This window comes from Variovorax nitratireducens (assembly GCF_051216545.1).
Taxonomy (GTDB): Bacteria; Pseudomonadota; Gammaproteobacteria; order Burkholderiales; family Burkholderiaceae_C; genus Variovorax.
In genome coordinates, this window is sequence record NZ_JBPJZO010000013.1 from 21,945 (window position 1) to 47,210 (window position 25,266).

Genomic DNA, 25,266 nt, shown 5'->3' on the forward strand with positions numbered 1-25,266 from the left:
CCTTTTCTTGTTGATCGGTGAGCGTGGAGTCAGCGGCGCAACGAGCGTCCGCTGTCGCTGTCGAAAACGTGCAGGTCTTCGCTGTCGAACCCCAGGTGGACGTTGCGGTGCAACTGCGCATGGGCATCGCCCGGCAGCATCGCGGCCACGCGTTGGCCCGAGGGCGTGACCATGTGGCCGACGATCTGGCTTTCGGTGCCGAGGTACTCCACCACGTCGACCTTGACGGTCAGCTGACCGGCGTCCGGGCCGGCGCGCAGTGCCTGCGGACGCAGGCCCAGCGTCAGGCCCTGCTCGGGCCCGGGCGGGTTGGCCGCCAGCCATGCGGGCGGTTGCCAGGCAAAGCCTTCGCCGCGCAGCACGCGCTGGCCACCTTCCTCGACATAGCGGGCTTTGAAGAAGTTCATGCTCGGCGTGCCGATGAAACCCGCCACGAACAGGCTCGCCGGGCGCGTGAACACTTCCGACGGCGTGCCGACCTGCTGGATGCGGCCCTTGTCGAAGATCACGATGCGCGAGGCCAGTGTCATGGCCTCCACTTGGTCGTGCGTCACGTAGACCGTGGTCTTGCCCAGGCGTTCGTGCAGCAGCGCCAACTCGGCGCGCATGTGACCGCGCAGCTTGGCGTCGAGGTTCGACAACGGTTCGTCGAACAGGAAGACCTTGGGCTCGCGCACGATCGCGCGGCCGATCGCCACGCGCTGGCGCTGGCCGCCCGAAAGCTCCTTGGGTTTGCGCGCAAGCAGGTGCCCGATGCTCAGCACCTTGGCGGCGGCGGCCACCTTGCTGTCGATCTCCGCCTGGGGACGGCCCGCCAGGCGCAACGCGAACGACATGTTCGTGCCAACGTCCATGTGCGGATACAGCGCGTAATTCTGGAACACCATCGCGATGTCGCGCGCCATCGGCGCCACGCGCGTGACGTCGCGCCCGCCAATGGTGATGTGCCCTTCGCTCACTTCTTCGAGGCCTGCGATCATGCGCAGCGTGGTGCTCTTGCCGCAGCCCGATTCGCCCAGCAGCACGACGAACTCGCCATCGTCGATGGCGAGATCCATCTGTTGCACAACAGTCACTTCGCCGAAGCGCTTGACGACGTTGTTCAGTTCCAGTCCGGACATTCGATCTTTTCCTTGAAGTTGTTTTTCTCGAGAGGGATCAGTGCGGGCCCGAGAGCGCCCGCCACGCCGATGCCGTGTAGCGGCGCACGCCCCAGCCGACGCTCGCTTGCCGGTTGCCCGGATGCAAGGTGTCCGGCCCCCAGATGGCCTGGTAGGTGTCGATGCAGTGGCCCCGTCGCTGCAGGGCGATGAAGGCTGCGCCAAAGGCGATCCACCAGGCGGCGAGCACGACGGCCATCCAGCGCGGCGCGTCGGCAATGCCCAATCCCAGAACGATGGTTGCCGCCGCGAGGACGATGGACAGCCAGCCCAGCGATTTGTGCAGGCGCTCGAAGCCGATGCGCCAACGGGTCATGTCGTAGTGGTCGCCGCGCAGTTGGGCGTCGGTCGGGCCGCCCTTGCTGCCGCGCAGCAGACCACCCGCCACCTGCAGCCACCCCGCGACGCACAGGCCCCAGCCGAGCCAGCGGTGCGCTCGCGCGGCAGCGCCCTGGCCGTCGGCGTGCCCCCACGCCAGCCACAACCCCAGCGTCATGGCCAGCGCGCCGAGATACTGCAGCGTGCGGTGCGTGTGCCACCAGGCCTTGTGGTCGAGTTGCTGCGGCCAGTCCTGCCCCGGCATGATCTTGAAGAAGCGTGCCGCGAGCGCCCCGAGCGGCAGCAACAGGCCCCAGGCCAGCACCATCGACCGCCCGTGCCAGGCGGCCCATGGCGCGAGATGGTGGCCGGAGGCGCCGCTGATCGGCTGCAGCAACCATGGCATGAGCGGCTCCATGGCGTTCGGCCTCAGGCCAGCGTGTAGGCCGTCTTCACCGTGGTGAAGAACTCCTGTGCGTACTTGCCCTGCTCGCGCGAGCCGTAGCTGGAGCCCTTGCGCCCGCCGAACGGCACGTGGTAGTCCACCCCCGCGGTCGGCAGGTTCACCATCACCATGCCGGCCTGGCTGTGGCGCTTGAAGTGCGTGGCGTACTTCAGGCTCGTGGTCGCAATGCCCGCCGACAGGCCGAACTCGGTGTCGTTGGCGGTGAACAGCGCCTCCTCGTAGTTCTTGACCTTGATCACGCTGGCCACCGGGCCGAAGATCTCTTCCTTGTTGATGCGCATCGACGCCACCGACTCGCTGAACAGCGCGGGCGACATGTAAAAGCCCTCGGTGGCCAGCTTCAGGCGCTCGCCGCCGGCCGCCAGCGTGGCGCCTTCGCTCTTGCCGATCTGGACGTATTCCAGATCCTGGTCGAGCTGGCTGCGGCTGGAGACCGGACCGACATCGGTGCCGGCGGCCAGCGCATCGCCCACTTTGATCTTGGCCATGCGCTCCTGCATCGCGGCGATGAACTTCGGGTAGATGCCTTCGGTGACGATCAGCCGGCTGGACGCGGTGCAGCGCTGGCCGGTGGAATAGAACGCGCTCTGCACGCTCAGTTCCACCGCCTGGTTCAGGTCGGCGTCGTCCAGCACCACCTGCGGGTTCTTGCCGCCCATCTCCAGCTGCACCTTCTTGTGGTTGGTCACGCACTGAACCGCGATGTTGCGGCCCACGCCGACCGAGCCGGTGAAGCTGATCGCATGGATGCCGGGGTGGTTGACCAGCGCATTGCCGATCACGCTGCCGCGGCCCATCACCAGGTTGAACACCCCCGCCGGAATGCCCGAGCGGCTGATGATCTCGGCCAGCGCCCAGGCACAGCCCGGCACCAGGTCGGCGGGCTTCAGAACCACGCAGTTGCCAAAGGCCAGCGCGGGCGCGATCTTCCAGGCGGGAATCGCGATCGGGAAGTTCCAGGGCGTGATCAGGCCCACCACGCCGACGGGCTCGCGCGTGATCTCGACGCCGATGTTGGGGCGCACCGAGGGCAGCAGTTCACCCGACAGGCGCAGGCATTCGCCGGCGAAGAACTTGAAGATCTGCCCGGCCCGGGTGGCTTCGCCGATGCCTTCGGCCTTTGTCTTGCCTTCTTCGCGCGCGAGCAGCGTGCCGAGCTCTTCGCGGCGCGCGAGGATTTCGGTGCCGATCTTGTCCAGCGCATCGCTGCGCGCCTGGATGCTGCCGGTGGCCCAGGCAGGGAAGGCAGCGGTGGCGGCGGCCACGGCGGCCTCGACATGGCTGGCATCGCCCTGGGTGTACTCGGCGATCGTGTCGCCCAGGTTCGAGGGGTTCAGGTTCGGGCTGTAGTCGCCGCCCTTCTTCCATTCGCCGCCGATGAGGTTGTCGTGTTGTTGCATGGGGTGTGTCCTTTGTTCAGCGTGCCCAGCGCAAGACCAGCGCATCGAGCCGGCGCGCGGTCTCGATCAGCAGCGAGCGGCTGGCCGGATGGATCGGCGGAAACGGATGACGGGGCGCCTCGCAGGCGATCACGCCGCCTTCCTTCATGAGCGACTTGGCGGCCAGCGGGCCGCACTGGCGGTTTTCAATGTTGATCAACGGCAGCCAGCGTTCGTAGCCGGCGATGGCTTCGTCGCGCCGCCCCGCACGCCAGGCGTCGAGGATCGGCCGGATGCCATCCGGAAAGCCGCCACCCGTCATGGCGCCGGTGGCGCCGGCTTCGAGATCGGGCAGCAGCGTGATCGCTTCCTCGCCATCCCACGGGCCTTCGATGGCATCGCCGCCGAGACGGATGAGTTCGCGCAGCTTGGCCGCGGCACCGGCGGTCTCGATCTTGAAATAGGCAACGTGCTCGATCTCTTGCGCCATGCGCGCGAGGAAGGCGGCCGACAGCGGCGTTCCGGCGGCCGGGGCGTCCTGAACCATGATCGGAATGCCGACCGCGTCAGATAGGCGCGCGTAGAACGCGTGGATCTGCGGCTCGGGCACGCGGAAAGAGGCGCCGTGGTAGGGCGGCATCACCATCAACATCGCCGCGCCCATGTCCTGCGCGCGGCGGCTGCGCGCGGCGCACACCTGGGTGCTGAAGTGCGTGGTGGTCACGATCACGGGCACGCGGCCGGCCACGTGCTCGAGGATCGTGCGCGTGAGCACCTCGCGCTCGTCATCTGCCAGCAGGAACTGTTCGGAGAAGTTGGCCAGGATGCACAGGCCGTTGGAGCCGGCATCGATCATGAAATCGACGCAGCGCTTCTGGCTCTGAAGATCGAGTTGGCCGTCTTCGGTGAACGGGGTGGGCACTACGGGGAACAGGCCCTCGAATCGTGCGGTCTTGCGGTTTGTCATGGAAGAGGTGTTGCTGAATTGGAAGATGCTGGTGTGGCGCTGAAAAGCCTCGATGCGTTCGCGGAACTCAGGTCACGACGCTGATCTGCCAGGGAACAAACTCCTGCTGGCCATAGCCGTGGCGCTCGCTGCGCGAAGGCTGTCCGGAGGCCGTGGCCAACAACATGCGGAACAGATGGGCGCCGAGTTGCTCGATGCTTTGCGTGCCGTCGAGCACCTCACCGCAATTGAGGTCCATGTCGTCGGACTGCCGTTGCCACAGCGCGGTGTTCGTTGCGAGCTTGAAGGAAGGCGAGGGCGCACAACCGTAGGCCGAGCCGCGGCCGGTGGTGAAGCAGATCAGGTTGGCGCCGCCCGCGACCTGGCCGGTGGCCGAGATCGGGTCGTAGCCGGGCGTGTCCATGAACACCAGGCCGTGCGCCCTGACCGGCTGCGCGTACTCGTAGACCTCGTTGAGATTGGTCGAGCCGCCCTTGGCAATGCCGCCCAGCGACTTCTCGAGCACGGTGGTCAGGCCGCCGGCCTTGTTGCCGGCCGAGGGATTGTTGTCCATCGCGGCACCGTTGCGCGCGCAGTAGGCCTCCCACCAGCGGATGCGCTCGACCAGCTTGCGCCCGATCGCGGGCGTTTGCGCGCGGCGCGTCAGCAGATGCTCGGCGCCATAGATCTCCGGCGTTTCCGAGAGGATGGCCGTGCCGCCATGCGCAACCAGCAGGTCGACCGCCGCGCCGAGCACCGGGTTGGCCGAGATGCCGGAGTAGCCATCGGAGCCGCCGCACTGCAGGCCGACGATCAGGTGGCTCGCGGGGACGGTTTCACGCTTCACCTCGTCGGCCGCGGGCAGCATCTCCTGGATCAGTTCGATGCCGCGCGCGATCGTCTTGGTCGTTCCACCGGTGTCCTGGATGGTGAAAGTTCGCAGCCGGTCGCTGTCCTTCAGCCCCTGGGTGGCGAGTAGCCGGGGAATCTGGTTGGTCTCGCAACCCAGGCCGATGACCAGCACGCTTGCGAAGTTTGGATGGCAGGCGTAGCCGCCCAGCGTGCGCTGCAGGATGGCAAGGCCTTCGCCCTCGGGATCGACCGCGCAGCCCGCGCCGTGCGTGAGCGCCACGACGCCATCGACATTGGGAAACGCCGCCAGCATCTCGGGATGGATGTCGCGGCGGAAGTGGTCGGCGATGGCGCGCGCCACCGTGGCCGAGCAGTTCACCGAAGTCAGGATGCCGATGTAGTTGCGCGTGGCGACGCGGCCGTCTTCGCGCACGATGCCTTGGAAGGTCGCCGCCTCGGTGGCGCGCACCGTCGGGCGCGCATCGGCGGCATGGGCATGGTCTCGCGTGAAGTCGCCCGTCGCGAGGTTGTGCGTGTGCACGTGCTGGCCCGCACGGATCGGCTGGCTTGCGAAGCCGATGATCTGCCCGTAGCGGCGCACTGCGGCGCCCGGCGCGATTGCGCGCGTGGCCATCTTGTGGCCCGGCGGGATCAGGCCGGCCACGGCGATGCCTTCGCTGCCGATGTGCGTGCCCGCGACCAGCTGGTCGAGCGAGATCACGACATCGTCTTCGGCGTGCAGCCGGATCACGCGTGCGTGCGGTTTTGGCAGTGGGGACGACATGGCCGGGCGCACCGTCATTCGACGATGTTGAATTCCTGGAGGTACTCGGTCTTCAGCGTGAGGCCGAGGCCCGGCTTGTCGTCGTCGAGCTGCACGAATCCGTTCTCTGCCACCGGCTCGCCGTCGAAGATGTAATAGAACAACTCGTTGCCCACTTCCACGTCGTGCATCGGGAAGTACTCGCTCATCGGCGAGGCCAGCGTGCTCATGGTCAGGTGGTAGTTGTGCATCTGGCCCGCATGCGGGATCACCGGCACGCTGTAGGCCTCGCACAGCGCGTTGATCTTGTGCGCGGCGGTGATGCCGCCGACGCGATTGGTGTCGTACTGCACCACCGACACCGCCTTGCGGTCCAGCAACTGCTTGAAGCCATAGAGCGAGAACTCGTGCTCGCCGCCAGAGATCGGAATGTTGGTCAGCTGGTTCAGCTCGGCATAGCCGTCGATGTCATCGGCAATCACCGGCTCTTCGAGCCAGCGCGGCTGGAACTTCTCGAGCTTGGGGCAAATGCGCTTGGCGTACTCGACGTTCCAGCCCATGTAGCACTCGAGCATCAGGTCGTTGTCGTAGCCGATGACTTCGCGCACCGCCTCGACCGACTTCAGGTTTTCCGCCACGCCCTTCTGCAGGTGCGCCGGCCCGTAGCCGAAGCGCATCTTGAAGGCGGTGAAACCCTGGTCGAGAAACTTCTGCGCCTCGGCCTGCATTTCATTCAGGTCGGTGCGGTAGAGCTTCGAGTAGTAGCAGGGGATTTTTTCCTTGGTGCGGCCGCCGAGCAGCTTGAACACCGGCTTGTTGACCGACTTGCCCAGGATGTCCCAGATCGCGAGGTCGACCGCCGAGATCGCGGCCATCGTCACGCCCTTGCGGCCCCAGGCGTGGGTGGCGCGGTACATGCGCTGCCACAGGTATTCGTAGTCCCACGGATCCTGGCCGATCACCAGCGGCGCGAGGTACTGGTCGATGATGGCCTTGGCGATGGCCGGCGCGAGCGCGACGTTGCCCAGGCCCACGATGCCGTCGTCGGTCTCGATCTCGACCACCGTCCACGAATGGAAGCGGAATGTGCTCATGGTTTCCTGCGGCGCGTACAGCAGGTCCATCGCGTTGGAGCAGAAGTTGCCCTGCGGTGGAACGGTCTTGCCCTTCCATTCGAAAACACGGGCGCGTACGGATTTGATCTTCATGGCGATATCTTTTGGAGGGAGGTGAATGTCAGGCTGCGACGGCAGCGGCGCGCAGTCGCGCGGTGCCCATGCGGCTCGCGATCTGGAACGCGTGCCAGGTGGCTTCGACGTTGGCCCGGCCCTGGCCCGCGATGTCGTAGGCGGTGCCGTGCGCGGGCGTGGTGATCGGAATCGGCAGCCCGCCCTGCACCGTGACGCCGCGGCTGAAGCCCATCAGCTTGATCGCGATCTGGCCCTGGTCGTGGTACATGGTCACGATCGCCTGGTAGTCGCCCGCCTGCGCTTTCAGGAAGATGGTGTCAGCAGGGAAGGGGCCATGAAAGGGTGCTTCGGTGGGCCAGTTGCGCGCCTGCAGGTGCTGCACTGCCGGCTGGATGATCTCGACCTCCTCGCGCCCGCACGAGCCACCGTCCCCGCCGTGCGGATTGAATGCTGCGATCGCGACCTTGGGCTGCGCCACGCCATTGGCCAGCAGCGAGCGGTAGATCAGTTCGGCGGCCTGCTCGATGCGCTCGACGCTCAGATAGCCGGCCACTTCCTTCAGCGGCACATGCGACGAAATGCGCGAGGTCCAGAGCTCACCCAGCGTGTTGAACTCGCAGAAGTAACCCGTGACACCCAGGTGCGCCGCAAAGTGGTGCAGCTCGTCTTCATGCTGCATGCCGCCCATCTTCATGGCCTGCTTGTTGAGCGGCGCGAAGCAGATCGCGTCGAGCGCGCCGGCGAGCGTCGCGTCCATGCACTGGTCGAGCACCTGCAGCACCGCCCGGCCGCCGGGCGCCGCGGCCTGGCCGCGCTGCACCAGCGCCGGATCGATGCTCTGCACCGCCAGGAAGGCAGGGCGTGCGATGCTTGCGCGCCCCCGCACCTCGGCCAGGGTAGTTACTTCTTCGGTGGCGACCGCGACACCTGCGATGCGCTGGCCGTCTTCCCACAGCCAGCGATCGCCGATCAGCACGATGTTGGCGACTGCGGTGGCCTCGGGCCTGGCCAGCAGCCGCGCGATCAGCTCTGCGCCGATGCCGGCGGGATCGCCCAAGGTGAGGGCGACAACGGGTAGGGTTTGCATGTTCATTGGGGGTTTGCCTAATCCAGCTTGATCTGGTTCTTCTTGATGACCTCGCCGAAGCGCTTGTATTCGGCGGCATGGAACTGTGCGAACTGCGCCTGGGTCATCGGCGTGATCTCAGCGCCGATGGCGTCAAGGCGGGTCTTGGTCTCCGGCATCGCGAGCACCTCGTTCACGGCGTCGTGCAGCCTGGCCTGCACCGCCTTGGACGTTGTCGCGGGCATGTAGATGCCGTACCAGGCGCTCATCTCGACACCGGGCACGCCGGCCTCTGCCAGCGTCGGTACGTTGGGCAGCTGCGGGTTGCGCTTGGCCGTGGTGACGGCGAGCGCGCGGATCTTGTTGTTCCGGATCTGCCCGATGACCGCGGGCATGGTGTCGAAGCTCAGCTGCACTTGGCCGCCGATCAGATCCACCAGCGCGGGCCCGCTGCCCTTGTACGGTACGTGGGTGATGTCGACGCCCGCCGCGTCCTTGAACATCTCAGCTGCAATGTGCTGTGTGCTGCCCGAACCGCTGGTGGCGTAGTTGAGCTTGCCGGGTTCCTGCTTGGCCAGCTTGACCAGCGCCTGCACCGAGTCCGCCGCCACGCTGTTGCCAACCACCAGCACGTTGGGTACGGCGCCGACGAAGGCAACGGGCACCAGGTCGCGGTTGCTGTCGTAGTTGAGCTTGAGCAGGTGCGGCGCGATCGCATGAGCGGTGACCACGCCCATCACCATGGTGTGGCCGTCGGTGGACTTGGCCGTGGCGTCGACCGCCAGGGTGTTGGAAACGCCGGGCCGGTTCTCGACCACCACCGGCTGCTTGAGCAATGGGCCGAGCCGGTCGGCGACCGCGCGGGCCATCGCGTCGGTGCCGCCGCCGGGCGCAGATCCGACCATGATCCTGATCGGGCGGGTGGGCCAATCCTGGGCCTGCACGGCGCTGGCGGCGAGCGCCAGCAACCCTGCAGCCGTGGCCGCCATGAGCTTTTTCATCTGCTTGTCTCCAGACTGTTTCGAGGAATCGTTGGCGGCAATCGTAGGCAGGCGATAGATGCACGTAAACTGAAAGATCTTGATCGATCAATATCCTGAGGTAATCAATCATGGGCTCCATCGACAGGCAGAATTCGACCCCCCAACTGCTCAACCGTGTTCGCATGAGGCAGGTCGCGCTGATGCTGGCGGTGGAAGAACGGCGCACCTTGCGCGCCGCTGCCGATCAGCTTGGCCTCACGCAACCGGCCGCCACCAAGATGCTCCATGAGCTCGAGAGCGCGCTGGGCCAGCCGATGTTCGAGCGAGTAGGGCGCGGCCTGCAGCTCAATGCCGCGGGCGAGCGCGTGATGGGCTACTTCAGGGGCATTCGCGGCAGCATGGAGGCGCTCAATCGAGAACTGCACGAATTCCAGCTGGGCAGCGTCGGCAAGTTCTCGCTCGGCAGCATCATGGCGGCCTCACCAGGCAGGCTGACCGATGCGCTCACCGAGCTCAAGGCAGACCATCCTTTGCTGGCCGTCGAGATTGCGGTGGACACCAGCGACAAGCTGCTTGCCCAGTTGCATGAGGGCGTGCTCGAGGTAGTGGTGGGGCGCCCCGTGGGCCCCGAAGCGGCGGCCTGCACCTTCAGGGCGATTGAGGACGAGTCCTTGGCGGTGGTCGTCGGCAACGAGCATCCGTTGGCCGCGCGGTCACGCGTGGCCTTCGGCGATCTGCTGGACTACACGTGGATCCTGCAGCCCGCGCACAGTCCCATGCGGGACGTGATCGAGCGCGAGTTCCAGGTGCACCATGCGGTGATGCCGCCCGGCTTGATCGAGACCGGCTCCATACTCACGACCATCAACCTGATTCGCAAGTCGCGAATGATCGGCGTGATCCCGGCAACGGTCGCGCGGCGGGACGCCGAGCATGGCGTACTGAGCATCGTGCGCTACGCGATCCGGCACAAACTCTCCACCTACGGCAGTATCGTGCGCCGCGATCGGCCTCTTAGCACTCCGGCAAAACAGTTCCTGGAACTGTTGCACAGGGAGCGGTAAGCCAGCCGTGCCCGCGTCCCGCTGCAGCAGAAGGGTTCGTACTGCACTGCGACATCCGGACATCGGATGCCGACTGACTCCGAACGGTTCCGGAATGATGCCTTGATCCGGCGGATTTACGAAGCCCTCATCGAGTGTTCGCCAACGCACAGACATCCCACCCGCCATTTCTTTACGGTTGGGGGTGCGTACCGTCCCGGCAATCGCGAAATGAGTTTTTAATGAACCATTCGTCCCGTCTCTTCCGCTCTCCCGCCAGTGCGTTGACCATCCTCCTTTTTGCAGCGTTGGTTGGCTGCGGGGGAGGAGGTGGCGGAGGCGGCCTCGACCCCATCCTGGGTATTCCATTGATCGGCGCGGCTCCCGTCGCGACACCGGCTCCGTCGGTGCCGCCGCCCGCCGCCACCCCGCCGGTGGTTGGAGGCACCACGCTCACCGACACAACGCGGCCCAAGGTCGTGGTGACCGTGCCTGCGCCGGTCGCGGTCGCGGTAGCGATCAACACAAAGATCACGGCCGCTTTCAACGAAGACATGAACCCGGCCACGCTTTCGGCCAGCAGCTTCGTCGTGAGGGACACTACCTTGGGCGCGGCGGTCACCGGCAGCGTCAGCTACTCGGTCGCAAACCGAACGGCGACCTTCACGCCGGCCTCGCCAGCGACGCTGGCGATCAACTCGCAGTTCACCGCCACGATCAGCACGGCCGCAACGGATGTCGCAGGCAATGCGCTGGCGGGGAACGCCGCGTTGGGGCCAAATGCAGGAATCCATGTCTGGGCCTTCACCACCGGCGCCACGGCTGATTCGACGCCGCCCACCGTCAGCCTGGTCAGCCCTCCTAACGCAGCGACCGGCGTCTGCCGGACCCGGTCCGTCAACGCCACCTTCAGCGAGGCCATGGACGTTGACACCCTTGACGCAACGACCTTCCGCGTGACCGAAAACGGCGTGGCCGTCCCGGGTAGCGTGAGCTATGACGCGGCCAGCCGGGTGGCGACTTTCGTGCCGACCACTGCGACTGGCTTCGCATCCAGCGCGACGCTGGTGGCGACAATCGCCTCCGGTGCCGCGGGCGTGAAGGACCTTGCAGGGAACGCACTGGCGGCCGACCTCGTCTGGACCTTTACGGCGGGCGCACAGCCCTGCCTGGCGCCGGTCGACCTGAAGACCATCGCGACCTTCGGTGCCTTCGGCGGCGCAGCCGGAGTGACGAACACGGGCGTCAACACCGTCATTAACGGCAACATCGGAACCACCGCGGCTTGCACCCTCATGACCGGTCTGCACGACGCATCCAACCCCTACACCGAAACGCCACTTAATATCGGCGGCGTCAACGGCACGGTCTATTGCGGCCCACCTGCACCCGGAACGACCACGACCCTCGCGATCGCCACGCAGGCGCGCGCCGACGCACTTGCCGCCTACAACGCCCTGGCGGCACTGCCAGCCGGCAGCGACCCGGGCGCAGGCCAACTCGGTGGGCTGGTCCTGTTCCCGGCGGTGTACACCTCCGCGGGCGGAACCTTCGCAATCACCACTGGCGACCTGACGCTGGATGCCAGAGGTGACGCGAATGCAAGCTGGACGTTTCAGAGCGCCGCGGCGCTGACGGTGGGCCTTCCCGCGACGCCGCGCCGTGTCTTCCTGATCAACGGTGCCAAGGCCGCGAACGTTTTCTGGCAAGTCGGTAGCGCGGCCCGCATTGAAGATGGCAGCAGCATGGCGGGAACGATCATTGCGCCGGCCGGCGTGACCATCTCGACCGCCGGACAAGCGCTGCAGACCACGCTGACTGGGCGCGCGATCGGCCTTACGGCCTCGGTCACGATGGTCAACACCACGATCGTTGCGCCATGAAGGGAAACACAATGAAATCGACCCGATGGCTGCACCTGGCCGGCCTTGCCACCCTGGGCTCGCTCAGTGCAAACGCATCCTTGGCGCAGGAAGCCGGCTACGCCTACGGCGGCATCTCCGTCGGACGGTCGCAATCCAGGATTGACACCGAGCGCATCACCGCCGGCCTGCTCGGCGCAGGCTTCGCGACCACGACCCTGACGCGCGATCAGAAGGACACAGCTTTCAAGCTTTTCGGCGGCTATCAGTTCAACCGCTATTTCGCGCTTGAAGGCGGCTACTTCAATCTCGGCGAGTTCGGCTACACATCCACCACGATTCCGGGCGGCACGCTCAGTGGTCAGATAAAGTTGCAAGGCCTGAACCTGGACGTGGTGGGCACGCTACCGATCAGCGAGCGCTTTTCGGCCATCGGCCGCGTAGGCGTACAGGTCGCCAGGGCACGGGACAATTTCAGCGGGACAGGCGCCATCCGCGTGCTCAGTCCCAATCCCTCCAAGACCGAGGCCAACTACAAGATCGGTGTCGGTCTCCAGTACGAAGTTCATCCGTCTTTCCTGGTACGTGGAGAGGTGGAGCGGTACCGCGTCAACGATGCGGTTGGCAATCGCGGGGACATCAACTTCTACTCGGTCTCACTGGTCTTTCCGCTAGGTCGCGTGCCCGCGCAGGCGGTGCGCGAGCCGATCATGTCGAGCTACGTTGCACCTGCGCCGATCGTGGCAGAGGCCCCACCGCAGCCGGCGCCCGTCGTGGCACGCCGCCGGGTGAGCTTCTCCGCCGATTCACTGTTCGGTTTCGACGCGGCCACCATCGGGCCACAGGGCCGCGTTGCGCTCGACAGGTTCACCAGCGAACTGGCGGGCACGGAGTTCGCCCTGATTCAGGTCGAAGGCCACACGGATCGGCTGGGCACGGCGGCGTACAACCAGAAGTTGTCGGAGCGCCGTGCGGAAGCGGTAAAGGAGTACCTTGTCAGCAGTGGCAGGATCGACGTCGCCAAAGTCGCGGCCGTCGGTCGCGGCGAGTCCGCTCCCGTTACCCGGCCCGGCGATTGCAAGGGCAGTGCGGCCACCACGTCCCTCGTCGCCTGTCTCCAGCCGGACCGCCGGGTCGTGGTGGAGGTGAGCGGCACGCGGTAGAGGCCCGCCCCCGCCGATGCTCTAAGCGTCTCGCCAATGAGTCTGGAGGACTTGATCGCCGCTCCACAGAAGTCGTAGTCGGTCTTTTGGCGGCAACCAAGCTCCTCCGGCGCGCTGACCGCCGGCTGAATCGCATAGCCTGCGAACTTCTCCGTGCACTGGGTGAAGCCTGCCTTAAAGTGGCCGCCTCTACGGTCCACAGGACGGTCATCCGACATGAAAACAGTTGCTTCAGAGCCGCTGGTGACGCGCGCAGGCGACAGGGGCAGCGTCTCCATCGAATTGGTTCACGAGGCGCTTCATGCGGCGGCGCTGAGGAACCTGGACCTTGGCAAGGTGCTCGAGGCCGGAAATCTGGATCGCGAACTGTTGCAGTCGCGTCGCGCGAGAATTCCGGCAACGGCCTACTCGCGGATGTGGGTCGCTCTCGCCGACCTCATGGACGATGAGTTCTTCGGGCTCGACAGTCACGGGCTGAGGCGTGGCAGCTTTGCCCTCATGACGCGGGCCGCGGTCAGTTCGGAGAACCTGGGGCATGCATTGCGCCGAAGCCTGCGCTTTCTCAGATCGTCGCTCGACGATTTTCGCGGAGAACTGATCCATACGGGAAGCGAAGCCCGGATCGTGCTGCACGACGGTGGCGTCATGCGGCGGTTGTTCGGTTACGGCACCTGGTTCATCCTTGTTCACGGCTTGGCATGCTGGCTTGTCCATCGCCGTATCCCGTTGCTTGAAATGCAGTTCCGCTGCGCCGCGCCGCACGACGACAGTCATTACCGCACGCGCTTTTGCGACAACTTGCTTTTTGGAGGCACGTCGACGCACATCACTTTCGACAGCACCCTTCTGGATCTGAACATCGTTGAAACGCCCGAGACGGTGGATCGATTCCTGAGAGAGGCTCCGGGAAATCTCCTGGTTCAGTACCGAAACGAAGCCAGCACATGTGCCATGGTGCGCAGACGTCTTCGTGGCCAGTCTCCTGACCAATGGCCTGAAGTCGATCGGATCGCAGAGGACATGCACATTGCCGGCACCACCTTGCAGCGCCGTCTGCAGCTGGAGGGTTCAAGCTACCAGCGGCTCAAAGACGACCTGCGTCGCGACATCGCCATCGACCTTCTTTCCCGCCATGCGCTGACGGTCTCGGAAATCGCTTCGCGCACAGGGTTCCAGGAACCGAGCGCATTCCACCGTGCGTTCAAGAAGTGGACCGGCGTCAACCCTGGCGCCTACCGGAGGAGGCCAGGCTGAGCTGCTGGAGCCCCGCGGATCGCATGGCGCTGTTGCTTGCTGAACGCAATCAAGACCTTCGGTTTCCTCCCTCGCAGTGGCTTTATACCCCGCCACATCGGAGGTATCTGGACATGGCCAGATACCTCCGGCCGAACTAGTCTTCGATGGCCGCCAAGGCGCAGTCAGTTGCCCCTTGAAGTCGGCACTCGTATCGAATGGTATGGACCGTTCGTCGATTACAACCTGGAGACCTGAGCGATGGACCGTATGACAGCGTCCGAGGTGCAAGATGCGACGTTGCAGGAAGCCGTGGACTGGGCCATCGTCACACGGCGCAGCGTGCGCGCGTTTCTGCCATTGCCGGTAGCGACAAGCGTCGTCGAGTCAATTCTGGAAACAGCCAGCTACAGCGCGTCGGGCATGAACATGCAGCCCTGGCGCGTCTACGTCGTCGCCGGCGATGCAAAGGAAGAGCTCTCGGCAAGACTGGCCCAGGTTGACGGCGATCCGGCCCTCGCCGCCAATCTGAGCGAGCCGTACGACTACTACCCACGTGAATGGGTCCCGCCATACATCGACAGGCGGCGGAAGGTCGGATGGGATCTGTACGGTCTGCTCGGCATAGCGAAGGGCGACAAGGTGCTCATGCATATTCAGCACGGGCGCAACTATCGCTTCTTCGATGCGCCGGTGGGCCTTTTCTTCACCGTGGACCGGCAGCTGCAGCAGGGGAGTCTCCTTGACTACGGCATGTTCCTTCAGAGCGTGATGGTTGCAGCGAGGGCGCGCAACCTTCACACCTGCCCTCAGGCGGCGTTCCTCAAGTTTCACCGCGAGATCGGTGGCTACCTGCAAATTCCCGATTCACAGATGCTGGTGTGCGGAATGAGCCTCGGGTACGCCGATGATGCGTCGATCGAGAACACGCTGGTCACCGAGCGGGAGCCAGTAGCTTCCTTCACGACTTTCCACATCCACAAAAAGGAGACCCCACCATGAGTGCAGCTTCCTATTCGACTGGTCTCGATCGCTGTGCGGCGAATCATGTCCCACTTACGCCGCTCGGATTCCTCGACCGGGCGGCGCTCGTTCACCCGCAGCGGATCGCCGTTGTCCATGGCGAGTTGTCCCGAACGTGGGCGCAGACGCGGGATCGTTGCTACCGACTCGCATCGGCGCTGGTCGGCAAAGGAATCGAGGTCGGTGACACGGTTTCCGTTCTCGCTCCCAACACGCCTGCCATGCTCGAGGCTCACTTCGGCGTTCCGCTCGCCGGCGCGGTACTCAACGCGGTCAATCATCGTCTGGATCCCGAAGGCGTGGCGTTCATCCTGCGGCATGGCGAGTGCCGGCTGTTGATGGTGGATCGCGAATACGCGGATGTCGCGAAAGCGGCCCTGGGGCTTCTGGAGCGGCCACCCATCGTCGTCGATATCAACGACCGCCTGGCGCCCTCTGGATCACCGATAGGCGAGACGGACTATGAGTCGCTTCTGGAGAGTGGCGATCCTGCGTTCGCAGGGATCTGGCCAGCCGACGAATGGCAGCCCATCGCGCTGAACTACACCTCCGGAACGACGGGAGATCCGAAAGGCGTTGTCGCGAGCCATCGTGGCACCTACCTCATGAGCCAGCTCCAGCTGACGAACTGGGCGATGCCGCGTGCCCCGCGCTACCTCTGGACGCTGCCCATGTTTCATGCCAATGGCTGGTGCTTCACCTGGGGCATCACCGCTGCGGCGGGCACCCATGTATGCCTGCGCAAGGTCGGCGCGGATGCCGTCATGGCCGCAATCGATGACCACGGCGTCGATCACCTCTGCGCGGCGCCGATTGTGATGGCAATGCTGGCGGACTCCGTCCACAGCAGGACGCTACCCCGACCGGTTCGCGTGTTGACCGCTGGCTCCCCTCCACCCCTGGCCGTGTTGGAGGCGGTGCGCTCCATGGGATTCGACGTAGAGCACGTGTTCGGCATCACTGAAGTCTCGGGGACGCCGGTCAGTTGCGAGTGGCAGGACGGCTGGGACGATTTGCCGGCGGCCGAACAGGGAAAGCTCCGTGTGCGGCAAGGCGCGCGGGCAGCAATGTTCGAAGGTCTCATGGTGGGTGACGCCGAGACTCTCCAGCCGGTCTCGTGGGACGGCAAGACAGCGGGCGAACTGATGCTGCGCGGCAATACCGTCATGATGGGCTATTTCAAGAACGAGGCCGCGACGCTCAAGGCCTTCGCCGGAGGTTGGTTTCGCACCGGCGATGTCGCGGTCCAGCATGCCAACGGATACGTGCAGATCACGGATCGATCCAAAGACGTGATCATCTCGGGCGGAGAAAATATCTCCTCGGTTGAGGTCGAGGACATCATCCATGGCCATCCCGCGGTCCTTCACGCGGCCGTGGTGGCACAGCCAGACGAGAAGTGGGGCGAAGTTCCATGCGCCTTCGTGGAGCTCAGAGGCAATGTCGAGCAGCCGTCTGAGGAAGACATCATCCTTTTCTGCCGCGCGCGGCTTGCGCATTTCAAGTGCCCGCGCCGGGTTATCTTCCAAGCGCTGCCCAAGACCGCGACAGGCAAGATACAGAAATTCAGATTGCGCGAGGAAGCCGGGAGCCAGATTGCCATCACCCGTTTAGCCAACCATGCTTGACTGCTACACCACGGATCGCCTCGACGTCGGTGTGGGGTACCGGTTCTCACGCCATCACACTTTCGACGAGGAGCAGGCGCGATCCTTCTCGCTCGCGGCGGGCGACGAGAATCCCCTACACCTGGATGCAGACTATGCGCGCTCCAGCCGCTTTGGCGGTCTCATCGTTAGCGGTACACACAGCACATCGATTCTGATGGGCCTGAGCGCGACCCACTTTTCGTCCCGAGGCAGCGTGCTTGGAAAAAGCTTTTCTTTTGACCTGCTTGATGCCGTCAGAGCAAACGAATCGGTCGAGCTCGAGTGGATCATCACGTCGGTTGCGTCGCGACTCGATGGACAGCTATTGCTCGGCCTGGAGGGCACCATCCGGGCGCAGGACGGCCGAACCCTCGTGCTCGCCACCAGCCAGTTGTGTTTTGCACCAAGCAATTGCTAGTTTCGTAACGAGCGCTTGCGGCGACAAGGTCGCAGACGCGCTACGGATCAGCTTGCGGTTGGCTGGGGTGTCTTTGAGCAGGTAGATCACCCGGTCGTGCTGCAGCGTGAGCGACAGCGAGACCTTGCGCTGCAGCCGCCAGGTGAACAGCAGATCCAGATCTTTATCGGCGCGCACCGGCCGATGCATCGAACTCGCGCAGCGGCGCCTTGGCGAAACGGGTGTTGAAGTCGGCAATGAAGTGCGGCGCAAAGGCGTTGGCCGCCTCGCGCGTCTTGATCCCGCGCAGGCGCAGTTCCTTCACCAGGCGATCCTGCAAGGTCAGGTTAGCGCGCTCGACACGGCCCTTGGCCTGGCTCGTGTTGGCACACATGATGTCGATGTTCAGCTCGAAGAGAACGCGCCCGAACTGCGTCGTGCCGCGGCCGAAGTCGGTGGAATCGCGCACCGAGCGGAAGATGCTGGCCTTGTCGCTGTAGAACGCCACCGGCTTGCCATGCTGCTCGAGGTAGGCCCGCGTGGCTTCGAAGTACGCGAAGGCCGACTCTGTCGGCACGAAGTGCAGTTGCATCAGCCGGCTGGTGGCGTCGTCGATGAAGACCAGCAGCGTGCACGCCGGCGCCCGCTCCTCGAACCAGGCGTGGTCGCTGCCGTCGATCTGGATCAGCTCGCCGACGCATGCCCGGCGGTTGCGTGGCTGGTGGATCTTGGCTGCGCGCTGTTTGCGGGGCGTCCACAGGCCGGCCGCCATCATCAGCACCCTGACGGTCTCCTTGGCCAACGGAAGCCCGTGGCACTCACGAAGCTTCTCGCACGCAAGTGTTGGCCCGAAATCAACATAGCGTTCGCGGATCAGCGTCGTCGCACGTTCGGCCACCTCTGGCGCCAGTTGATGATTGCTTGGACGTCCGCGCTTGCGTGACACCAGGCCGGCTGGTCCTTCGGCTGCATAGCGCTCGATGAGCCGCGACATCTGCCTGCGGCTCAAGCCCAGCCGCTTCGCGGCCTGACCCACACGTGTCATTCGGTCGACGACGGCTTGCACCGTCTTGATCCGATCGACCTCGCGCATGTTCATCGTGATGGTGGCCGCGTCGTTCGCCATGTCTGCACCTCAAACCCCGGACCGGGGGGCGCAGACTTTGCGACATCTCTACCTAGCCAGAATGAGACATTACTACTCAGCCGCTACATGCTTGATTTATACAAGATCTGTTATGTTTAATAACACTATGGAATACACAGCTTGGCCGCCTGGTGCGCATCGCCTCGGTATTGATGGTGCGCCAGTGACCTGCCCCCTCCTGCCATGCCATTTATAACGAGGAAGTCCGGGGATGAAAGATTAACTGGTCGCTGTGGTTGTTGTGGCTGCTCGGTGAACTTCGCCGGTGGCATCCTTGCGCAACCGCTGTGCGGCCTGACCTCGTTGTAGTCCTGTCGCCAAAGCGTGATGGCCGATCGGGCCTGCTGCAGTGTCTCGAACCGCTGCTCGTTCAGGCATTCGTCCCTGAACTCCCGTTGAAGCTCCCTCGATGTAGCCGCTCTGCATGGGCCTGCCCGGCTCGATCAGGATGTGGCGGTGCCGTGCGCGCTGGCCCAGGCCATGAAAGCCCGGCTGGTGAACTCTGGGCCGTTGTGGTGCGCAGGGCCAGCGGGTAGCCTCCGAACACAGCCGTCTGGTCGAGCAGCCGCGTGACGAATTGCCCCGAGATGCCCCAGTCTACCGCGATGCTCACGCACTTGTGGCTGAAGTCGTCCGCCACCGCCAGGCACTTAATGCGCCGTCCGGTGCTCAGGCTGTCGCTCACGAAGTCCATGCTCCAGAGGCGAGCGCGTTGGGCCCGCTCATCGGGTAGATGTTGTCGGGGACGACCGCGCCCTGCGCCGTGCTCGCGTGGCCGATCTTCACCAGGGCTCCGGACACCGGCTTGGAGCCGCCCAGCCAGAGCTCGTCGTTGGCCTTGTCGAAGACGAGGTTCGTCCACGGAGCGAACCCACGGACGGCGTCGTGATGACCCGGGTCGGCGTCACGTCGCCGCTGACCATGCTCGCATGGTCGATGACCATGATCGTTGCGCCGATGCTGCCGTAGAGCCGGTCGGTGGCCTCGTCGTACGCGATGTGATTGCCCGGCAGACCGCCGAGTCCAGCGTAGGACTTGATGGCGCGCACCTGGAGCGTGGTGCCCGGCGTGGGGTTCTCGTTGGAGAAGGCGGCGATCGTCATTGGGTTGGGAACGACCGCGAACACCTTGAAACGGCATCGGGGAACCGGCGCCAGGATCGGAAACGACTGGGACTTGAGGAACGACCGGGACAGCGGGCTCGGCCGCCGCGATGTTTCCTGAACCTTGAGCCGCAGTTGCCCGAATGATCCATGCAGGAAGGCGAAGTGCCCGCGGCGCTGCTGACCGGGCGGAGTCTGGGGTTTTCACATGGGCGACACAGGGCCGCCGCCGGTGGCCGCTCCCGCCTGCCAGAACTTCCACCATGGCCGCGGAGCGGCAACGGGCTCCCGCGGCAACTGCGCCATCTGGCTCGCGCGCAGCCGTCGGCGCTGCTCAACCTCCAGCGCATGGGCGATCCCATAGGCCTCCCGATCCCCGCGCAAGGCTTGCCCGCGCCAGAATGTAGCGAGGCGCTCCAGCTCCTCGTCATCGATGTGGCCGAGTTGCGGTGGCATGCGGGCGGTGGTCATTCGTTCGAAGGTAACCCGAGTAGATTGCGGACGGTATCGGGATTCATGAGGATGAGAGGCGGCTATAACCTTGAAACGACGCGGCCCTCCTCATTGCTGTGGAGAAGGCACGGCAGAGCGCGCGCCGTGCCGCGGCGGGCGCGTTCAGCGCGGCACCGCGCCGCCCAGGAACATGTCCACCGCACGTTCGACCATGGCGCGAATCTGACGTGTGGACAAAGCGGGCGGTTTCTGTTGATACAGCCGCCGGTCGATCTCTGCCGTGACGAGTCCCAGAAAATGCAGCGCCATGACATGCGGGTTCGTGCGGCGCAGTTCCCTCCGCTCCATGGCCCTCTTCAGAATCACGGCCAGCGCTTTCACACTCTCCCTTGGGCCGGCTTCGTAGAACAGCTCCCCCACCCGCGAGCGACCGGCCTCTGCGACCACCATGCGATAAATGTCCAACGCCCTAGCGTCGTCGGTCAACACAAACAGCATTCGCTCGCCAAAGCGCACGAGCGCACTTCGGATCGTCTCCTTGGCATCAACATCCGCCTGCAGTCCTTCCACTGCCATGGACAGATGTGAGGTTGCCGACGCCCTGACCACAGCGTCGAACAGGGCCTCCTTGGAGGGGAAGTAGCGGTACAGCGTGGCCTTGGAACCCTGCAGCCGGGCTGCGAGTTCGTTCATGGAAGCGCCCTCGAAACCGAACTCCTGGAACAGCTTGCCTGCCGCCTCCACGATGGCCATTCGACGCGCTTCGGTGAGTACCTTCATTGCGTTTTCATCTTTTGATTACCAGACCCGACTGTACATTTTTGTTGACAGGCAAAAAAAACTCGATTCATAATAACGGTACCGCATGGTATCGTTTTGACCGAACCGCCGCAACGGATGCGCCTGTCGAGCACAACGAGTCTGCTCGTTGACGGTTCGGCAGAAGCTCTGCGACACCGACGGAAACGACAAGCCCAAGCAACGGGTGAGTCCCGGCCGAATCTCTGATCTGACGAAGAATTGAAATGCGAATCACCTCCGCGCCGCTCGCCGCCATCTCGGCCCTGCTTGTTCTCGGCGGGTGCGCTAGCACGCGATCGCGTCTCGACCTCGGGCCATCGTCATCCCAGCATCTGAAGCCGAACATCGCAGACGAATCTCGCAGCGTGCCCAACAGCTACGCCCCAGACGTCGAATGGAGGGAGTACGCCAACGCGATGATCGACCCCGTTCCCATCCGCGGGGACAGCGTCCGTCAATTCGAAGAGATCCCTGCCCGCGACCGGCAGGCGCTCACCCGCTACATGGAGCTTCACTTCAGGACGGCGCGTGCCGAGCGCTTCTCGATCGTGAACGCGTCGATGCCGCGAACGGTTCCGGTACGCGCGACGCTGACCGCAGGGAAAGCGAAGTCCACCGGGGGCGCGCTGGACGCCGCGAAGGCCGAGATCGAAAACGCGGCCGAATCCCCGGTCGCACAGCTTCCGTAGCTCCATGTCCCTCGCAATACCGAAGCGGACTTGCCCGGCAAGGTGGGGGGGAGCCGCTTGGACATCCGCATCACGAAAACGACCTTGAGCACCGATACCAACCTCTTTCCTGCGATGCACAAGGCCAATCCGGGCTTGCGCCGGCGTGCGACGCCATGGTTCCAACGAGTCTGGCCCCTGGTTCGCTCGCCGGCAGGATGGGAATGCGCCGTCACACGCGATGCCCACCGAGCTGGTGCAACGAGGGTTGCCGCGCTGGTCGGCCTGCTTGCGTCAGCCCTGCTGGCGGGTTGCGCCACAGCGCTGCAGCCCGACCCCATCGAACCGTGGAACCGCGGCGTATTCGACTTCAACGAAGCAGTGGATGGCGCGGTGGTCGCACCTGTTGCTCGCGGCTACGTCAAGGTTGTGCCCCAGGTGGTACGCACCGGCGTGCGCAACTTCTTCGCCAATCCGCAGGACATCGGGTCGGCGATCAATCTGCTGCTGCAGGGGCGGCCGAAGGACGCGCTGTCCGACGTGGCGCGCGTGGTCACCAACAGCACGCTCGGCGTGCTGGGCCTGATCGACGTGGCCACGCCGCTCGGTCTGGAGCGCCACGGCGAGGACTTCGGCCAGACACTGGGCCGCTGGGGCGCCGGCCCCGGCGCCTACATCGTGTGGCCGATCCTCGGACCATCGACAGTGCGCGACACGGCGGGCATACCGGTGGAGATGCTGCTCGCTCCGCAGGCCTTCGTCGCCAATGCGGATGCGCGCGCCGGCCTGAGCGTGCTGCAACTCACCGGCAAGCGCGCTGAATTGCTTCCCGCCACCGAGATGCTCGACAGCATCGCGCTGGACAAATACCTCTTTGTGCGCGACGCCTACCTGCAGCGCCGCCGCGGGCTGGTTCAAGACGGTCAGGCGCCCCAACATGACGTGGCGGAGCCTTCTGTCGACGCGGGCCGTGCCGCTCAATTCTGAGCACGCCGAAGATGGTGCACTTCTTCTCCCGCCTTCCCGCCGCCGTTCGCTCACACGGCCCATCGCACCAGTCGCTGCGCTCTGCGCGCTGGCCCTGTCTGCTATTCAGGCCCGGGACAAGTCCATTTCCCCAGCCTCATCTCGTAAGTCTCAAGGAAAGGCGAAGCGCACATGAGTGACGAAGGCCAGCGTCCTCCTGCTCCATCTGAACCGGCAGATCGGTGTGGTGCAAAGCCTACTCCTCTCCGAAGACCGCTCGCGCGTGTGCGCTGCGACTCGGCTCTTCAGCGTCATCCCGAATCGCCTCTGCGCGGCAGGCCGAGCGACAGCAGATGAAGTACCTCTCTAGTTTTCCGGTCCTACACGCCGCCGTGCTGGCGCTGATGCTAAGCGCCTTTCTGGTCGAGGGTTACGTGAATGAGCCAGATCGCGGGTACAAGCTGGCCGGATCAGATGCCCTGTCGGCGCTGGTTCTCAAACCCAAATCACCGATGTTGATCGAGTTCGCGCCGCTGGTCATGGCCGAAGAGCCTGAGGTGCCAGCGCGCAGGAACGTGCCGGACGGCGAGGTCGGGTTGCGGGGGCAGCGACGCTGGTCGTCCTCCTTCAAGCGAGAACTGCAAGATGCGCTGGCCAGCGGTGTGGCCGCGCGCTTGGAGGCACTTGATGCGAACGAGGGCGCTCGCCCAGTCAACCAACCGATATGGCGCATCTCGGTGCAGGTGCGTCGGTTCGATGCGGTGGAGGACACGCGCATCGAGGCCGCCTTGAGCTGGGTGCTGCAGCGGCCAGACATCGACCGCTCGCTCCATTGCGAGTGGTCGCACTCGGAGTTCGTCAAGGACAGCGTCCAGGCGCTTTCGCAGGGCGTACAGCGTGTCGTTGATCGCGCAGCGGACGCCATATCTCAGCAATTGGAAGCGCTAAGAATGAACCCGGAGGCGACGTGCACAGGTTGAGCACCCAAGTGCGGGAAGAAGAAGCAGGCACCGCGCTCGGCGAGCTTCGCAACCCGCGGCCAGGCCGGCTGCACAGCAGCCGAGAGCGTGGCGCCGCTGCTTGCTGCGCTGAACCACGGCAATGCCCTGCGGATCGCTTTCCTACTCTGGGCGAGGAAGGCATGCGACGACGGAGCACCGTCGCATACAAGCCGGGCCAATGCCTGATCGGGCTCATCCCTCATCAACGAGAAATTCTCGAAATGGCGATTTCCATTCCTGACCAGTTCGGAGAACGCGGTCAACACGAGCACGATGCGCACGGAACCGGGCCCGAGCGTTCCAGCTTTCTCGAAGCGCTCGGCAAACGCCTGCCAGTTGTCCCGCGCGCCGGACAGCTCGTCGTCAATCGCTCCGGCGGGAATCATTCCCCCGCCGACCAAATCGTCCAATTCGATCGAAGCGCTCAACTTCGAGATACCCGTGCCCGTTGCTTTCGACACACCGTCCTGCCGCGGCCGCAACTCCTGCCTCGTCAAGCGCCCGCAATGCCGACTCTTCGAGAACGAGCATCTGAGAGAACCTGGTTTGATCGCCAAACTGAACGCGCTTTGAGGACGACTGAGTTGCCGGCCATAGACGCGAGCGGCATCTTGGCAGCTCCCTTCCCGGCTGCAGCACTTGCCGGGCCAAGATTCAAGAATAGGTTCGCTTGCCAACAGACGAAACGCTCCGGGATCTTTGCAAGCGAGATTTTCGGCGATGCAACGGGCTGGCGATGCCGGATCACCACGCCTTGCCACCTGCCCGAACGCGGATTCTTCGACGTGCGAGTCGATTTGCCGTAGGCAATCTCTGACCTTTTCCGCACTGCCGGCACCTGAACCATAGGAACGACGTCATGACCCCCACACTATTCGTCTGCACCGCGCGGGGAGGTACATGAGTCCGGTTCAAAGTGCCAAGAAGCCAGCGGCGTTGCGCGATCTTGCCCCGGACACCAACCCGTTTCCGTGGATCGCGCCGGCACAAAAAGAGGTCGAGGAAGCGATCGGCGACCTTCCCAGCGATCGTGCCTTCGTTGCGATGCTCGCTCGATATCGAGCGACCGGCGGCACGGTGCGCGGAGGCGATCTTGTCCGCTTGCTGGAAGATCGCCGGCGAGGCGACTCCGTGAGCCTTGCAACACTCCTCGTCGCAGGCGAGATCTTCAGTTTCGAATGGAGGGGCATCGTCTGGATCCCGATGTTTCAGTTCGAACTTTCCGACCTCTCCGTCAAGCCAGCGCCTCGGCAAGTGCTCGCCGAACTTGTCACGGTATTCGATGGCTGGACACTCGCCATCTGGTTTGCCCAACCCAACCCATGGTTGAACGACCGAAGCCCCGTCGACCTGCTGGGCTCGAATCTGTCGGGAGTCTTGGAGGCAGCTCGTGCCGACCGCTTCATTGCGGCCGGATAACCGAGGACGCGCTCTTGCCCGTCGGCATGGCAAGGGAGGGGTTGATCTGCAGGGATCGCGGCATAGGCAGCACGGCTTGCATGGAATGTGCATCCGGCTCCTTCGCTTTGCGGCAGTACCCAACTGAACCGGTTGTCTCCTCCACCCCTCTCGGGTGGATTGCTCCCGGGGCTTGCGCTCGGCGCTGGCAACACTGCGTCGACTCGTGTCCGTGA

At 64.6% G+C, this 25,266-nt stretch carries 23 protein-coding genes and 2 pseudogenes; 11 read left to right on the top strand and 14 right to left on the bottom strand.

Annotated elements, in window-relative coordinates; translation table 11 throughout:
* Positions 1–29 precede the first annotated feature (29 nt).
* The 8 genes from ACSFA8_RS23280 to ACSFA8_RS23315 all read right to left on the bottom strand — a co-directional run bounded on the left by ACSFA8_RS23280 (position 30) and on the right by ACSFA8_RS23315 (position 9,141).
* Positions 30–1,121, bottom strand: a complete 1,092-nt coding sequence (locus ACSFA8_RS23280; RefSeq protein ID WP_435481852.1) for an ABC transporter ATP-binding protein — start codon at positions 1,119–1,121, stop codon at positions 30–32.
* A gap of 37 nt (positions 1,122–1,158) precedes the next feature.
* Positions 1,159–1,884, bottom strand: coding sequence for a cytochrome b561 domain-containing protein (locus ACSFA8_RS23285; RefSeq protein WP_435481853.1), 726 nt, complete (start codon positions 1,882–1,884; stop codon positions 1,159–1,161).
* Positions 1,885–1,907: 23 nt separating this feature from the next.
* Positions 1,908–3,344, bottom strand: coding sequence for an aldehyde dehydrogenase family protein (locus ACSFA8_RS23290; protein ID WP_435481854.1), 1,437 nt, complete (start codon positions 3,342–3,344; stop codon positions 1,908–1,910).
* Positions 3,345–3,360: 16 nt separating this feature from the next.
* Complete coding sequence (locus ACSFA8_RS23295) at positions 3,361–4,290, bottom strand: dihydrodipicolinate synthase family protein (protein ID WP_435481855.1); 930 nt, start codon at positions 4,288–4,290, stop codon at positions 3,361–3,363.
* 67 nt (positions 4,291–4,357) lie between these two features.
* Positions 4,358–5,905 carry a UxaA family hydrolase gene (locus ACSFA8_RS23300; protein ID WP_435481856.1) on the bottom strand — a complete coding sequence of 516 codons (1,548 nt, stop codon included), beginning with the start codon at positions 5,903–5,905 and terminating at the stop codon, positions 4,358–4,360.
* Between the two features lie 14 nt (positions 5,906–5,919).
* On the bottom strand, positions 5,920–7,092 hold the full coding sequence (locus tag ACSFA8_RS23305) for an L-rhamnonate dehydratase (protein WP_435481857.1): 1,173 nt from the start codon (positions 7,090–7,092) through the stop codon (positions 5,920–5,922).
* A gap of 28 nt (positions 7,093–7,120) precedes the next feature.
* Positions 7,121–8,167: a 4-hydroxythreonine-4-phosphate dehydrogenase PdxA gene (locus tag ACSFA8_RS23310; RefSeq protein ID WP_435481858.1), complete on the bottom strand. Its 1,047-nt coding sequence runs from the start codon at positions 8,165–8,167 to the stop codon at positions 7,121–7,123.
* A gap of 11 nt (positions 8,168–8,178) precedes the next feature.
* Positions 8,179–9,141 (bottom strand): Bug family tripartite tricarboxylate transporter substrate binding protein, encoded by a 963-nt coding sequence (locus tag ACSFA8_RS23315; protein ID WP_435481859.1) that lies wholly within the window; start codon positions 9,139–9,141, stop codon positions 8,179–8,181.
* 110 nt (positions 9,142–9,251) lie between these two features.
* Here ACSFA8_RS23315 and ACSFA8_RS23320 point away from each other — a divergent pair, with 110 nt between their 5' ends.
* The 7 genes from ACSFA8_RS23320 to ACSFA8_RS23350 all read left to right on the top strand — a co-directional run bounded on the left by ACSFA8_RS23320 (position 9,252) and on the right by ACSFA8_RS23350 (position 17,514).
* Positions 9,252–10,187, top strand: coding sequence for a LysR family transcriptional regulator (locus ACSFA8_RS23320; protein WP_435481860.1), 936 nt, complete (start codon positions 9,252–9,254; stop codon positions 10,185–10,187).
* A gap of 221 nt (positions 10,188–10,408) precedes the next feature.
* Positions 10,409–12,049 (top strand): ice-binding family protein, encoded by a 1,641-nt coding sequence (locus tag ACSFA8_RS23325; RefSeq protein WP_435481861.1) that lies wholly within the window; start codon positions 10,409–10,411, stop codon positions 12,047–12,049.
* An 11-nt stretch (positions 12,050–12,060) separates the two neighbouring features.
* Positions 12,061–13,191 carry an OmpA family protein gene (locus tag ACSFA8_RS23330; protein ID WP_435481862.1) on the top strand — a complete coding sequence of 377 codons (1,131 nt, stop codon included), beginning with the start codon at positions 12,061–12,063 and terminating at the stop codon, positions 13,189–13,191.
* 216 nt (positions 13,192–13,407) lie between these two features.
* On the top strand, positions 13,408–14,445 hold the full coding sequence (locus ACSFA8_RS23335) for an AraC family transcriptional regulator (protein WP_435481863.1): 1,038 nt from the start codon (positions 13,408–13,410) through the stop codon (positions 14,443–14,445).
* A gap of 240 nt (positions 14,446–14,685) precedes the next feature.
* The gene (locus tag ACSFA8_RS23340) at positions 14,686–15,426 is read left to right on the top strand and encodes a nitroreductase (protein WP_435481864.1); all 741 of its coding nucleotides are present in this window, start codon (positions 14,686–14,688) and stop codon (positions 15,424–15,426) included.
* Complete coding sequence (locus ACSFA8_RS23345) at positions 15,423–17,075, top strand: AMP-binding protein (protein WP_435481865.1); 1,653 nt, start codon at positions 15,423–15,425, stop codon at positions 17,073–17,075. The genes ACSFA8_RS23340 and ACSFA8_RS23345 overlap by 4 nt, the downstream gene beginning before the upstream one ends.
* Positions 17,068–17,514 carry a MaoC family dehydratase gene (locus ACSFA8_RS23350; protein ID WP_435481866.1) on the top strand — a complete coding sequence of 149 codons (447 nt, stop codon included), beginning with the start codon at positions 17,068–17,070 and terminating at the stop codon, positions 17,512–17,514. Before ACSFA8_RS23345 ends, ACSFA8_RS23350 begins: the two co-directional genes overlap by 8 nt.
* A gap of 45 nt (positions 17,515–17,559) precedes the next feature.
* On the opposite strand, the pseudogene ACSFA8_RS23355 reads toward ACSFA8_RS23350, so the two are convergent.
* From ACSFA8_RS23355 to ACSFA8_RS23375, 5 genes and pseudogenes are all read right to left on the bottom strand, one after another.
* Positions 17,560–18,592, bottom strand: a pseudogene (locus ACSFA8_RS23355) (ISNCY family transposase); the annotation flags it as partial.
* Positions 18,593–18,894: 302 nt separating this feature from the next.
* Positions 18,895–19,388 (bottom strand): annotated as a pseudogene (locus tag ACSFA8_RS23360) (integrase core domain-containing protein); the annotation flags it as partial.
* A gap of 34 nt (positions 19,389–19,422) precedes the next feature.
* Positions 19,423–19,743, bottom strand: coding sequence for a hypothetical protein (locus ACSFA8_RS23365; protein ID WP_435481867.1), 321 nt, complete (start codon positions 19,741–19,743; stop codon positions 19,423–19,425).
* A 204-nt stretch (positions 19,744–19,947) separates the two neighbouring features.
* Positions 19,948–20,214: a hypothetical protein gene (locus ACSFA8_RS23370; protein WP_435481868.1), complete on the bottom strand. Its 267-nt coding sequence runs from the start codon at positions 20,212–20,214 to the stop codon at positions 19,948–19,950.
* 144 nt (positions 20,215–20,358) lie between these two features.
* Entirely contained in the window at positions 20,359–20,976 is a 618-nt protein-coding gene (locus tag ACSFA8_RS23375) for a TetR/AcrR family transcriptional regulator (RefSeq protein WP_435481869.1), read from the bottom strand.
* A gap of 245 nt (positions 20,977–21,221) precedes the next feature.
* Between ACSFA8_RS23375 and ACSFA8_RS23380 the strand changes: the two genes are divergently transcribed.
* The 3 genes from ACSFA8_RS23380 (at position 21,222) to ACSFA8_RS23390 (ending at position 23,611) form a co-directional block, all read left to right on the top strand.
* Entirely contained in the window at positions 21,222–21,686 is a 465-nt protein-coding gene (locus ACSFA8_RS23380; protein WP_435481870.1) for a DUF3313 family protein, read from the top strand.
* Between the two features lie 84 nt (positions 21,687–21,770).
* A complete protein-coding gene (locus ACSFA8_RS23385; RefSeq protein WP_435481871.1) occupies positions 21,771–22,652 on the top strand; it encodes an MlaA family lipoprotein in 882 nt (293 codons plus the stop codon).
* A 332-nt stretch (positions 22,653–22,984) separates the two neighbouring features.
* Positions 22,985–23,611: a PqiC family protein gene (locus ACSFA8_RS23390; protein ID WP_435481872.1), complete on the top strand. Its 627-nt coding sequence runs from the start codon at positions 22,985–22,987 to the stop codon at positions 23,609–23,611.
* Here the strand turns inward: ACSFA8_RS23390 and ACSFA8_RS23395 are convergent.
* The gene (locus ACSFA8_RS23395) at positions 23,560–24,060 is read right to left on the bottom strand and encodes a hypothetical protein (RefSeq protein ID WP_435481873.1); all 501 of its coding nucleotides are present in this window, start codon (positions 24,058–24,060) and stop codon (positions 23,560–23,562) included. The genes ACSFA8_RS23390 and ACSFA8_RS23395 overlap by 52 nt on opposite strands.
* 472 nt (positions 24,061–24,532) lie before the next feature.
* Here ACSFA8_RS23395 and ACSFA8_RS23400 point away from each other — a divergent pair, with 472 nt between their 5' ends.
* Positions 24,533–25,051 carry a hypothetical protein gene (locus tag ACSFA8_RS23400; RefSeq protein WP_435481874.1) on the top strand — a complete coding sequence of 173 codons (519 nt, stop codon included), beginning with the start codon at positions 24,533–24,535 and terminating at the stop codon, positions 25,049–25,051.
* Positions 25,052–25,266: the final 215 nt, after the last annotated feature.